Below are 12,960 nucleotides of genomic sequence, written 5' to 3'. Positions count from 1 at the left end.
ACACCTAGGTCACGGCGCCGGGTCCGGTCACAGCTCCGGGCCCGGCGGGGGCTCCAGGGTGTTGGTCGCGGTACCGGTGGCGGTGTCGTCCACGGGCCGTGGCCCCGAAGTCGCCTCCGTGTCGAACGTCAGCCTGCCGTCCGCCACGTCCACCGTGACCCTGCTGTCCTGCGTGATCCGGCCGTCGATCAGCAGGCGGGACAGCCGGTTGTCCACCTCGCGCTGGATCGTGCGGCGCAGCGGCCGGGCGCCGTACTCGGGCTGATGGCCGCGTTCCGCGAGCCAGCCCACGGCCGCGTCGGTGAAGTCGACCGAGGCGCCCTGGGCGCGCAGCAGCTCGCGGGTGTGCTCCAGCAGCAGGTCGGTGATCTGCCGCAGCCTCTCGGCGGAGAGCTCCCTGAAGACCACGATCTCGTCCACACGGTTGAGGAACTCGGGCCGGAAGTGCTCACGCAGCGGTCGCAGGACCTGCTCGCGCCGTGCCTCCTGGTCCGCCTCCTCCCCGGTCGGCCCGAACCCGATGCCGCCGCCGCGCCGGGTGATCACGTCGGAGCCGAGGTTGCTGGTCATCACGATGACCGTGTTGGTGAAGTCCACCGTCCGCCCCTGGGAGTCGGTGAGCCGTCCGTCGTCCAGTACCTGGAGCAGGATGTTGAAGACGTCCGGGTGCGCCTTCTCCACCTCGTCGAGCAGCAGCAGCGAGTACGGGTGCCGCCGTACCACCTCGGTGAGCTGACCGGCCTCCTCGTGGCCGACGTAGCCGGGCGGCGCTCCCACCAGCCGGGAGACGGTGTGCCGCTCCTGGTACTCGCTCATGTCCAGCCGCACCATCCGGTCCTCGCTGCCGAAGAGCGCCTCGGCGAGCGCACGGGCCAGCTCCGTCTTGCCGACCCCGGTGGGCCCGAGGAACAGGAAGCTGCCGATCGGCCGGTGCGGACTGGCCAGTCCGGCCCGGGAGCGCAGTACCGCCTCGGCCACCACCGCGACCGCCTGGTCCTGCCCGATCACCCGCTGCTGGAGGTGGGCCTCCAGCCCGAGCAGCCGCTGCTTCTCCTCCTGGGTCAGACGGCTGACCGGGATGTGCGTCAGCCGGGACACCACCGCGGCGATGTCCTCCGCGGTCACCTCCAGATGCCGCCCCTCGTACGACTCCGTGTCGTCGCTGGTCTCGGTGATCCGCCCCTTCAGCTCGGTGATGCGGTCCCGTATCCGGGTGGCCTCCTCGTACTGTTCGTCGGCGACCGCCTGGTCCTTGTCACAGGTGAGTTGCTCGATCTCGCGCTCCATGGTGCGGACGTCGGAGCCCTTGGTCCGGGCGCCGAGCCGTACCCGCGCGCCCGCCTGGTCGATCAGGTCGATGGCCTTGTCCGGGAGTCTGCGGTCGGTCAGATACCGGTCGGAAAGCTGCACGGCGGCCTTCAGGGCCTCGTCGGTGTAGGCGACCTGGTGGTGGGCCTCGTAGCGGTCGCGCAGTCCGCGCAGGATCTCGACGGTGTCCTCGACCGACGGCTCGGGCACCAGGATCGGCTGGAACCGGCGGGCCAGCGCCGCGTCCTTCTCGATCCGCCGGAACTCCTCGAGCGTGGTGGCGCCCACGACGTGCAGTTCGCCCCGGGCCAGGGCGGGTTTGAGGATGTTTCCCGCGTCCATCGCCCCGCCCTCGCCGCCCGTGCCCGCGCCGACGACGGTATGCAACTCGTCGATGAAGATGATCAGTTGGCCCTCGTGCGCGCGGATCTCGCCCACGATGTTGTTCATGCGCTCCTCGAAGTCCCCGCGGAAGCGGGTACCGGCGACCACGCCGGTCAGGTCCAGGGCCATCACCCGACGGCCGAGGAGCACGTCGGGCACGTCCCCGTCGATGATCCGCTGGGCGAGCCCCTCGACGACCGCGGTCTTGCCGACACCCGCTTCACCGATCAGCACCGGGTTGTTCTTGCCGCGCCGGGAGAGCACCTCGATGGTCTGCTCGATCTCCTCGTCCCGCCCGATGACCGGGTCGACGCGGCCCTCCCGGGCCATCTCGGTGAGGTCCCGGCCGAACTTGTCGAGGGTCGGCGTGGTCGTCGCCGGAGGCCGCTGGCGCTCGGTCGTGGGGCGCTGCCGGTCGGTCTCCGGCGCGGACTCGGGCCGGCCGGAGTTCGCGAAGTGGGCGGCGCCGAGGATGTGCCCGGCGGCCGAGTCCGGGTTCGCGGCCAGTGCGCCGAGCACATGCTCGGGGCCGATGTACCCGGCGCCGCTCGACCGGGCCAGGTCGTGTGCGTCCAGCAGCGCCCGTTTGACGGCCGGGGTCAGGGACAGCGAGGTCGGCGGGGGAGCCTCGCCGGGCGGGTGCTGGACCGGGCCGGACCGCTCGTCGATCTCCGTGGCGAGGGAGTCGGGGTCAGTGCCGGAGCGGGTGAGCAGGGTCCGGGTGGGCTCGGCGGACAGGGCCGCGCGCAGCAGGTGCTGGGTGTCCAGGTCCCGGCTGCCGTGTTCGGCCGCGTACTGCGCCGCGCCCCGCACCATCTCCCGGGCCGGCTGGCTGAGCATCCGGCCGATGTCGACGTGCCGAGGGCCCTGCTGCGCGCTGCCCCCGCCGAGGAAGCGGGACAGGAAGTCACCGAAGGGGTCGGGAGGGTAGCCGTCGGTCATGACGTTCCACTCCTTTGGTGCCGGTTCATTTCACCTTGGCACGGATGGGGGCGGAGGGCACCTCACACCGCGGGGCGCGGAAACGGGACCGAGGGCGGTCGGCCTACGGGGCGGGCGGCCCGCTCTCCGGCCGCTCGGTGAGGATGCGCGGGCCCTGCTCGGTGACCGCCACGGTGTGTTCCACGTGCGCCGCGCGTGAGCCGTCGTGCGTCCGCAGCGTCCAGCCGTCCGGCGCCGTGTAGTAGGTGTCCGTGCCGCCCGCGATCAGCATGGGTTCGATCGCCAGGACCATGCCGTTCCGGAGCGGCAGCCCGCGCCCCGGCCTGCCCTCGTTGGGCACCCCCGGATCCTCGTGCATCCGGCGGCCCACGCCGTGGCCGCCGAAGCCCTCCGGGATGCCGTATCCGGCCGCGCGGCACACCGAGCCGACCGCGTGCGCGATGTCTCCGATCCGGTTGCCGGTGACGGCCGCCGCGATGCCGGCGGCCAGCGCCCGCTCGGCGGTGGCGATCAGACGCAGGTCCGCCGGGCGCGGCCTGCCCACGGTGAAGCTGATCGCCGAGTCGCCGGCCCAGCCATCCAGCACCGCGCCGCAGTCCACGGAGACCAGGTCGCCGTCGCGCAGCCGGTAGCGGTCCGGGATGCCGTGCACGATCGCGTCGTTCACGGAGGCGCAGAGCACGGCGGGGAAGCGGGTGGGGGCGAACGAGGGCCGATAGCCGAGGAACGGCGAGGAGGCCCCGGCGTCGCGCAGCACCCCCCGCGCGACCTCGTCGAGTTCGAGAAGCGAGACGCCGACGGCGGCCGCCTCCCGCACGGCCGTCAGGGCGCGCCCCACGACCTTGCCCGTCGTGTGCATAGCGTCGATCGACGTGTTCGTCTTCAGTTCCACCATGCAAATTACTATACCGGTATTTTAATAACGCGCCAGTTGGGGGCGGCCGTAGACTGACGGCATGGTGCGCACCCCACTGACCCCCGAGGAGCGTGAACGCGGCGAGCGCCTCGGGCTGCTGCTGCGCGAGGCCCGCGGCGGCCGCAGCATGCCGGACGTCGCCGCCGAGGCGGGAATCTCCGCCGAGACGCTCCGCAAGATCGAGACGGGGCGTGCGCCGACCCCGGCGTTCTTCACCGTCGCCGCGCTCGCCGGTGCGCTCGGCCTTTCGATGGACGAACTCGTGGGGCGGTGCGCGCCCATGGAGGCGTGAGCGGACGGAGCGGGCGGACGCGTGCGCGAGCGGTGTGACGGGAGCGGAAAAGCCCCTGTAGTCGCTCCGTAACACGAGTGGTGTTCGCTACCTGATCGGAGTGCTCCGGTCAGGGCGGGAGTGGCACATGAGGGTGGACCAACTCCCGGACGAGGTAAGGGAGTTCACAGGCCGACTGCACGGCCTTCTGGCGCGTCTGAACCCGGACGACGGCTGGTGCGCGGTGTTCTGGCGCCGGGACCCCGACGGCATGCGGGCGTGCCTCGAAGGACGTGAAGTGCCTCCGTGGGACGTGGTGCACGCACTGCTCCAGGACCTCGCGGTGGCGTACGGCACGGACGCCACCGCACACGAGGCGGACCGGGTACGGGTCCTGCACGCGGCCGCGCTCGCCGCCCACGACGCACTGCCGGGTGGCAGGGACGCGCTCGTGGCCCGACTCGATGCCATGCTCCGCCGACGGGAATACGCCGCCGAACGGCTGGCGCGACTGAGCCGCTCGCTCACCGAGTCGGCCACCCCCGAGCAGTCCGAAGCCCACCGCGTCGACCTGGCCTGGGCACAGGACGACCACGAACGCGCGACGGCCCGCTGCGCGGAACTCCGCTCACGCATGGCCGAGTCGGACCGGAGGGGGGAGGGCATCGAGCGGTCCGTCGACGGGGGCGGCCGCACGACGGGAGACCCGCCCCCGACGGCACCCGTGGACGAGCCCGCACGGCGGCAGACGACGGACGCCGTCGCCGCGCATGACGTGCACGGCACCCATGACGCGCATGACGTGCACGGCACGCCCCACGGCCACGACACCCCGGCCGCCCCCGTCGGCACTCCAGCCGCGAAGCGCAAGCGACGCCGTGGTGGTGCCCGGTTCGCCGGGGCTCCCGAGGGCGGCGACGTTGCACCCGCCGTCGTACCGCAGACCCCTGCGCCGGACCCCGGCCGGCAGTCCGCGGCTCGCCGCACCCCGCGGGGCGCCCGCTTCGCCGGGGCCGCCGAGGAGGTGCCGCGGCCGCGGCCGGAAGCGTCCCGCACGGACGGCGCAGGTACGGCCGGCCAGGCACCGGGCCCGTCGGCGGCCGAGGCCGTGGCGGAGGCCGCGCGGGCGCTGGAACTGCTGCGGGGCGAGGGGCGCGGCGGGGAGGCGCACGCCCTGCTGACCGAGATCGCCCACTGGTCGGCCGGCTGCTTCCCACTGCTCGCCGCCCGGTTGCGGCCGGCCGACTGGGCGACCCTGCTCTGGGAGGCCGCCTCGCTGCCCGCCGGTCATCTCGTCGCCGCCGCCGACGCGCTGACCGCCGCCGGACGCGGCGCCGACGGGGAGCAGATGCTGCGCCAGGGCGTCGTACGGCCCGCGGACCACGTCGGCGCGGCCGTGCTCGGGTTCGCCGACGAGGGCCGCACGCGTGAAATGCGCGCCCTCCTCGACGCGTACGTGCGCGTCCGGCCGCCCGAGGAGGCTGCCCGCAGCGCCGCCCCGGACCCGCGACGCCTCGTACCCCTCCTGCTGGAGGCCGCCCGAGGGGTCTCGGACGCACACCACTGGGACCTCCTGCACGCCCTGCGCGTGGCGGGTTTCGCGGTCTGACCGCGTGCCGGATCACCCACAGGGGTGTGAAAAGTGATCGACTCTGCGGGATGGCGGCGATGGTCTTGGCAAGGCCGTCCCCGAGGCTTACGTTCGTGCCTCTACGGCCTGTGTCTACGGGCGTAGAGGCTCTGACGTCCCGTCGAAGGAGCAGCTCATGGCCAACGTCGTACGCGCCGCCCTGGTCCAGGCCACCTGGACCGGCGACACCGAGTCCATGGTGGCGAAACACGAGGAGCACGCCCGCGAGGCGGCCCGCCAGGGTGCCAAGATCATCGGGTTCCAGGAAGTCTTCAACGCCCCATACTTCTGCCAGGTCCAGGAACCGGAGCACTACCGCTGGGCCGAGCCGGTCCCCGACGGCCCCACCGTGAGCCGTATGCGGGACCTCGCCCGCGAGACCGGCATGGTGATCATCGTCCCGGTCTTCGAGGTCGAGCAGTCGGGCTTCTACTACAACACGGCCGCCGTGATCGACGCCGACGGCTCCTACCTCGGCAAGTACCGCAAGCACCACATCCCCCAGGTCAAGGGCTTCTGGGAGAAGTACTACTTCCGGCCCGGCAACGCCGGCTGGCCCGTCTTCGACACCGCCGTCGGCAGGGTCGGCGTCTACATCTGCTACGACCGCCACTTCCCGGAGGGCTGGCGGCAGCTCGGGCTCGCCGGCGCCCAGCTCGTGTACAACCCGTCGGCCACCTCACGCGGCCTGTCCGCCTATCTCTGGCAGTTGGAGCAGCCCGCGGCCGCCGTGGCCAACGAGTACTTCATCGCCGCGATCAACCGGGTCGGGCAGGAGGAGTACGGGGACAACGACTTCTACGGGACAAGCTACTTCGTCAACCCGCGCGGGCAGTTCGTCGGTGACGTCGCCGACGACAAGACCGAGGAACTCGTCGTCCGCGACCTCGACTTCGACCTGATCGAGGAAGTACGGCAGCAGTGGGCGTTCTACCGCGACCGCCGCCCCGACGCCTACGAGGGACTGGTGCAGCCGTGAACGACCTGTACGACCGCCACCGCAGAGTGCTCCCCGACTGGCTCGCCCTCTACTACGAGGACCCCCTCGAGATCACCCACGGCGAGGGCCGGCACGTCTGGGACCCCCAGGGCAACCGGTACCTCGACTTCTTCGGCGGCATCCTCACCACGATGACCGCGCACGCGCTGCCCGAGGTGACCAAGGCGGTGAGTGAGCAGGCCGGCCGCATCCTGCACTCCTCGACCCTCTACCTCAACCGGCCGATGGTCGAACTCGCCGAGCGGATCGCCAAGCTGAGCGGTATCCCGGACGCCCGCGTCTTCTTCACCACCTCCGGCACCGAGGCCAACGACACCGCGCTGCTGCTCGCGACCACCCACCGGGGCGGCAACACGGTCCTCGCGATGCGCAACAGCTACCACGGCCGTTCCTTCAGCGCGGTCGGCATCACCGGCAACCGCGGCTGGTCACCGACCTCCCTGTCCCCGCTCCAGACGCTGTACGTCCACGGCGGTGTGCGCACCCGGGGCCCGTTCGCCGAGCTGAACGACCGCGAGTTCATCGCCGCCTGCGTCGCGGACCTGCGGGACATCCTCGGTCACACCCGGCCGCCCGCCGCACTGATCGCCGAACCCGTCCAGGGCGTCGGCGGGTTCACCTCGCCGCCCGACGGGCTGTACGCGGCGTTCCGGCAGGTCCTCCAGGAGCACGGCGTCCTGTGGATCTCCGACGAGGTGCAGACCGGCTGGGGCCGCACCGGGGACAACTTCTGGGGCTGGCAGGCCCACGGGCAGCACGGGCCGCCGGACATGCTCACCTTCGCCAAGGGCATCGGCAACGGCGCGTCCATCGGCGGTGTCGTCGCCCGCGCCGAGATCATGAACGCTTTGGACGCGAACAGCATCTCCACCTTCGGCGGCACACAGATCACCATGGCCGCCGGGCTCGCCAACCTCGCCTATCTCCTGGAACACGACCTCCAGGGCAACGCGCGGCGCGTCGGCGGACTGCTCATCGAACGGCTGCGGAGCGTCGCCGCCCAGCTTCCCGGCGTACGGGAAGTACGCGGGCGCGGCCTGATGATCGGCATCGAGCTGGTGCGGCCGGGCACCGACGAGGCCGACCCGAAGGCCGCCTCCGCGGTCCTGGAAGCGGCCCGCGCGGGCGGACTGCTGATCGGCAAGGGCGGCGCGCACGACACCAGCACGCTGCGCGTCGCACCGCCGCTGTCGCTGACCGTCGCGGAGGCCGAGGAGGGCGCGGCCATCCTCGAACACGCTCTGAGGAGCACCTACTAGGCAAGAGGTTCAGCATGGCCACCACCGTGGAACCCTGGAGCCGGGCACCGGCTCCGGAACCCTTCCTGTCGGTCCGGCAGGTCCTCACCCTGGAAAGGGTGCTGGCCGGGGATCCCGAGGTGGTGGCCGGGGCCGCGCAGCTCGACCGGCCGGTGCGCTGGGTGCATGTCGCCGAGGCCGCCGACGTCGGCGTCATGCTCAGCGGCGGCGAGATGGTGCTCACCACCGGTGTACTGCTCGCCGGTGACGAGGCGAAGCAGGCCGAGTACATCCAGTCGCTGCACCGCGCGGAGGCGTCCGCGGTCGTCCTGGGCCTCGGCCGGGCCTTTCCCACCCCGCCGGATGTGATGCGCCGGGCCGCAGAGCGGTGCGGCCTGCCCATGGTCGTACTCCACCGACCCTTTCCGTTCGCGGAGTTGACGGAGGAGGTGCAATCCCGGCTGGTGCGGCGGAAGTTCGCCGCCGTCAGCCTCTCGGAGTCCGTGCGGACCGCCCTGACCGGGCTCATCACCGCGGGCGCGCCGCTCCAGCGCCTGCTGGACGAGGTGGCCCAGCACAGCGGCTGCCCGGTGGTCGTCACCAACCTCGCCCACCGTGTCCTCGCCACGGCGGGGGAGCGGTCCGCCGTGGACGACGTGCTGCGCGACTGGGAGCGCATCGCCCGCCAGGCGGGCGGCACCGAGGGCGACGGCTGGGTGCGGGCCGAGCTCGACGGGCGCGGGGAGCGATGGGGCCGGCTCGTGCTGTGCGGGTACCGGGGCGACACGGCCACCGCGCGGCTGCTCGCCGACCGGGCCGCCGAGGCGCTCGTCCTGCACCGCATGCTCGGCGACGGCTCCGCCCACACCTGGGAGGAGCAGTCGGCGCAGAGTCTGCTGACCGACCTGGTGCGCGGGGCCGCACCGGCACGGCAGCTGCTGCCCCGAGCCCGTGCGGCCGGACTGCCGGTCAACCGGCGGACGTTCGTGCCACTGGTCGTCCGGGACGTCGATCCCGCCCGGATCGACCGCGTCCTCAGGCTGCTCGGTCTGCCCGGCCTGGCCGCCGAACTCGCCGACGGGGTCACCGCGGTCCTGCTCAGCCTGGCCCGCGACCAGGACGCCGAGGCGCTCGCCGGACACTTCGCCGCGCGGCTGCGGGCCACGGGCGCCGAGGACCGTACCCTGGTCGCCGCGGCGGGACCGCTCACCGTATGGGAGGACGTGCCCGCCGGGCTGCGCGAGGCCCAGCACGTCGCCGACGCCGTCGCCGACTCCGCGCACGCCCTGGCCCTGCCGGACGTCGTCCGTCTCAGGGACGTCCATCTGCGCGGCCTGGTAAGGCTGTTGCGCGACGACCCGCATGTGCAGTCCTTCGCGGAACGGGAGTTGGACGGGCTGCTGTGCGACCCCGGCCAGGAGCTGCTCGACGTCCTGCGCACCTACCTGGCCACCGGCCGCAACAAGTCCCGCACCGCACTGCTCCACCACGTCTCCCGGCCCGCGCTCTACCGCCGCCTTGAGGCGATACAGACACGACTGGGCGTAGACCTCGACGACTTCGAGCAGGCCGCATCGGTGCACATCGCGCTCCTCGCGCACGACGCGCAACAGGGCTGACACTTACGACCGGCTGGGAGAACGGCGGTGAAACATGGGCCGAGCAGGACGTGACACCGTGGCACGCCGCACCCCGGCAGACGTGACACCGTGCAACTCAAACCAGCTCCCCGGACTTCCTAGGCTCGCCGCACACCCAGCGACCGGAGGTCCCGATGAGCAGAGTGATCCGTGCCGCCGTCTTCCAGACGGCCTGGACAGGCGACAAGGAGTCGATGATCCAGGTGCACGAGCAGGCGGTGCGCGACGCCGCCGCGCAGGGCGCCCAGGTCCTGTGCTTCCAGGAACTCTTCTACGGGCCGTACTTCTGCCAGGTGCAGGACAAGGCGTTCTACGAGTACGCCGAACAGATCCCGGACGGCCCGATCGTCAAGCGTTTCCAGGCGCTGGCCCGCGAGCTGGGCATCGTCCTGGTCCTGCCCATGTACGAGGAGGAACAGCCCGGCGTCCTGTACAACACGGCCGCCGTGATCGACGCCGACGGCTCCTACCTCGGCAAGTACCGCAAGCACCACATCCCCCAGGTCCCCGGCTTCTGGGAGAAGTTCTACTTCCGGCCGGGCAACGCCGGCTGGCCCGTCTTCGACACCGCGGTCGGCCGGATCGGCGTGTACATCTGCTACGACCGCCACTTCCCGGAGGGCTGGCGCGCCCTCGGCCTGGCCGGTGCCGAGATCGTCTTCAACCCCTCGGCCACCTCGCGCGGCCTGTCCCGCTATCTGTGGCAGCTGGAGCAGCCTGCGGCGGCGGCCGCCAACGAGTACTTCGTGGGCGCGATCAACCGGGTCGGCGTCGAGGAACTCGGCGACAACGACTTCTACGGCACGAGCTACTTCGTGGACCCGGAGGCCCAGTTCGTCGGCGAGGTGGCGAGCGACAAGGAGACCGAACTCGTCGTCCGCGACCTGGACCTGGCCAAGCTGCGCGAGGTCCGCGACCGCTGGCAGTTCTACCGGGACCGCCGCCCCGACGCCTACGCGCCGCTGAGCGCTCCCTGACCGCTGTGACCAGGTCCGCGGGCCCGGCGCACCGGAACGGGCCCGCGGGAACGCGTCCGTGCGATTCGGCATCCTCCCAGCCAGGAGCCGGAGGCAACGCCCCATCAAGGAGAGCCAAGGAGAGGGAGTCATGAGCCGTACCGTCATCCGCGGCGGCCTCGTCATCACCGCGTCCGACGAGATCCACGCCGACGTCCTGATCGAGGACGGCCGCATCGCCGCCCTCGCCGCTTCCGGCACCCCGGCCGCCGAGACCTTCACCGCGGAGCGCGTCATCGACGCCGGCGGCAAGTACGTCATCCCGGGCGGAGTCGACGCCCACACCCACATGGAGCTGCCGTTCGGCGGCACCTTCGCCTCCGACACCTTCGAGACCGGCACCCGGGCGGCGGCCTGGGGCGGCACCACCACGATCGTCGACTTCGCCGTGCAGAGCGTCGGCCACACCCTGCGCGAGGGCCTCGACACCTGGCACGCCAAGGCCGAGGGCAACTGCGCCATCGACTACGGCTTCCACATGATCGTCTCCGATGTGAACGACAGGACGCTCAAGGAGATGGACCGCCTCGTGGAGGAGGGTGTCACCTCCTTCAAGCAGTTCATGGCCTACCCCGGGGTGTTCTACTCCGACGACGGCCAGATCCTGCGCGCCATGCAGCGCTCCGCCGAGAACGGCGGACTGATCATGATGCACGCGGAGAACGGCATCGCCATCGACGTCCTCGTGGAGCAGGCCCTCGCCCGCGGCGAGACCGACCCCCGCTACCACGGCGAGGTCCGCAAGGCCCTCCTGGAGGCCGAGGCCACCCACCGGGCCATCCGGCTGGCGCAGGTCGCGGGCGCGCCCCTGTACGTCGTCCACGTCTCGGCCATGGAGGCGGTCGCCGAACTGGCCCGGGCGCGCGACGAGGGCCTCAACGTCTTCGGCGAGACCTGCCCGCAGTACCTGTTCCTGTCCACCGACAACCTTGCCGAGCCCGACTTCGAGGGCTCCAAGTACGTGTGCAGCACACCCCTTCGGCCCAGGGAGCACCAGGCCAAGCTGTGGCAGGGACTGCGCACCAACGACCTCCAGGTGGTTTCCACCGACCACTGCCCCTTCTGTTTCGTGGGGCAGAAGGAGCTGGGCCGCGGCGACTTCTCCAAGATCCCCAACGGTCTGCCGGGCGTGGAGAACCGGATGGACCTGCTCCATCAGGCGGTCGTCGACGGGCACATCTCCCGCCGCCGCTGGATCGAGATCGCCTGCGCCGCTCCCGCGCGGATGTTCGGGATGTACCCGAAGAAGGGCACCATCGCCCCGGGCGCCGACGCCGACGTCGTCATCTACGACCCGCACGCCGAACAGGTCATCTCCGCCGAGACCCACCACATGAACGTCGACTACTCGGCGTACGAGGGCAGGCGCGTCACCGGCCGGGTCGAGACCGTGCTCTCACGCGGCGAACCCGTCATCACCGAGCGGGAGTACACCGGACGCGCGGGCCACGGCGTCTTCACCCCGCGTTCCACCTGTCAGTACCTCAACTAGACCGTCACCAGGAAAGGCGCCAGCAACACCATGGACTTCGGACTCGTCCTGCAGACCGACCCGCCCGCCTCCCGCGTCGTCAGCCTGATGCAACAGGCGGAGCGCAACGGCTTCACCTACGGCTGGACCTTCGACTCCGCCGTACTGTGGCAGGAGCCTTTCGTCATCTACAGCCAGATCCTCGCCAACACCTCGAAGCTGACGGTCGGCCCGATGGTCACCAACCCGGGCACCCGCACCTGGGAGGTCACCGCCTCCACCTTCGCCACCCTCAACGACATGTTCGGCAACCGGACGGTCTGCGGCATCGGCCGCGGCGACTCGGCGATGCGGGTGGCCGGCCGCAAGCCCAACACCCTCGCCCGGATAAGCGATTCCATGAGGGTCATCCGGGCGCTCGGCAGGGGCGAGGAGGCCGACCTCGGCGGCACGGTGATCCGGTTCCCGTGGGTCAAGCCGGGTGCCGAACTGCCCGTGTGGATGGCCGCGTACGGCCCCAAGGCCCTGAAGATGACCGGCGAGGAGGCCGACGGGTTCATCCTCCAGCTGGCCGACCTCTACCTCACCGAATACATGGTCAAGGCCGTCAAGGAGGCGGCCGTCGGGGCCGGACGCGACCCCTCCGAGGTGAAGATCTGCGTCGCCGCCCCCGCCTACGTCACCGAGGACGACTCGCCGGAGGCGCTCGGCCACGCCCGTGACCAGTGCCGCTGGTTCGGTGGAATGGTCGGCAACCACGTGGCCGACCTGGTCGCCAAGTACGGCGAGCACTCCGCCCAGGTCCCCGACGAACTCACCGACTACATAAGGGGTCGTCACGGGTACGACTACGCCCACCACGGGCGCAGCGGAAACCCCGACACCGAGTTCGTACCGGACGAGATCGTGGACCGCTTCTGCCTCATCGGCACACCCGAGATGCACGTCGAGAAGCTCGAAGCGCTGCGCGCGCTGGGCGTCGACCAGTTCGCGCTGTACGACATGCACGACGCACAGGAGGCCGTCATCGACGCCTACGGGTCCAAGGTGATCCCGGCCGTCAACGGCTGACCGACGCTGTTCCGTCCTGTTCCGGGCTCCCCTTCCCACCCGCTCGGGGAGGGGGCCCGGGGATTGGCCCGCC

10 protein-coding genes are annotated in these 12,960 nt (G+C 71.5%); 8 read left to right on the top strand and 2 right to left on the bottom strand.

Annotated features, from left to right (window positions below; translation table 11 throughout):
• Positions 1–27: 27 nt before the first annotated feature.
• Complete coding sequence (locus tag ACIPK3_RS12720; protein ID WP_402568899.1) at positions 28–2,634, bottom strand: ATP-dependent Clp protease ATP-binding subunit; 2,607 nt, start codon at positions 2,632–2,634, stop codon at positions 28–30.
• A 103-nt stretch (positions 2,635–2,737) separates the two neighbouring features.
• Entirely contained in the window at positions 2,738–3,529 is a 792-nt protein-coding gene (gene map, locus ACIPK3_RS12715; protein ID WP_402568897.1) for a type I methionyl aminopeptidase, read from the bottom strand.
• A gap of 61 nt (positions 3,530–3,590) precedes the next feature.
• Here map and ACIPK3_RS12710 point away from each other — a divergent pair, with 61 nt between their 5' ends.
• From ACIPK3_RS12710 to ACIPK3_RS12675, 8 genes are all read left to right on the top strand, one after another.
• Positions 3,591–3,842 (top strand): helix-turn-helix domain-containing protein, encoded by a 252-nt coding sequence (locus ACIPK3_RS12710; RefSeq protein ID WP_402568895.1) that lies wholly within the window; start codon positions 3,591–3,593, stop codon positions 3,840–3,842.
• 127 nt (positions 3,843–3,969) lie between these two features.
• Positions 3,970–5,430 (top strand): hypothetical protein, encoded by a 1,461-nt coding sequence (locus ACIPK3_RS12705; RefSeq protein ID WP_402568893.1) that lies wholly within the window; start codon positions 3,970–3,972, stop codon positions 5,428–5,430.
• Between the two features lie 157 nt (positions 5,431–5,587).
• Positions 5,588–6,430, top strand: coding sequence for a nitrilase-related carbon-nitrogen hydrolase (locus ACIPK3_RS12700; protein WP_402568891.1), 843 nt, complete (start codon positions 5,588–5,590; stop codon positions 6,428–6,430).
• Complete coding sequence (locus tag ACIPK3_RS12695; protein WP_402568889.1) at positions 6,427–7,710, top strand: aspartate aminotransferase family protein; 1,284 nt, start codon at positions 6,427–6,429, stop codon at positions 7,708–7,710. The genes ACIPK3_RS12700 and ACIPK3_RS12695 overlap by 4 nt, the downstream gene beginning before the upstream one ends.
• 14 nt (positions 7,711–7,724) lie before the next feature.
• Entirely contained in the window at positions 7,725–9,308 is a 1,584-nt protein-coding gene (locus tag ACIPK3_RS12690; RefSeq protein WP_402568887.1) for a PucR family transcriptional regulator, read from the top strand.
• A 155-nt stretch (positions 9,309–9,463) separates the two neighbouring features.
• Positions 9,464–10,306, top strand: coding sequence for a nitrilase-related carbon-nitrogen hydrolase (locus ACIPK3_RS12685; protein WP_402568885.1), 843 nt, complete (start codon positions 9,464–9,466; stop codon positions 10,304–10,306).
• A 130-nt stretch (positions 10,307–10,436) separates the two neighbouring features.
• The gene (gene hydA, locus ACIPK3_RS12680; protein ID WP_402568884.1) at positions 10,437–11,837 is read left to right on the top strand and encodes a dihydropyrimidinase; all 1,401 of its coding nucleotides are present in this window, start codon (positions 10,437–10,439) and stop codon (positions 11,835–11,837) included.
• Between the two features lie 30 nt (positions 11,838–11,867).
• Positions 11,868–12,887, top strand: coding sequence for a TIGR03842 family LLM class F420-dependent oxidoreductase (locus tag ACIPK3_RS12675; protein WP_402568882.1), 1,020 nt, complete (start codon positions 11,868–11,870; stop codon positions 12,885–12,887).
• Positions 12,888–12,960 lie beyond the last annotated feature (73 nt).

Origin of the sequence: Streptomyces sp. NPDC086787 (assembly GCF_044745865.1) — a bacterium.
In the GTDB taxonomy this organism is placed as follows: Bacteria; Actinomycetota; Actinomycetes; order Streptomycetales; family Streptomycetaceae; genus Streptomyces.
This window is presented reverse-complemented; position numbering and strand designations above follow the sequence as displayed.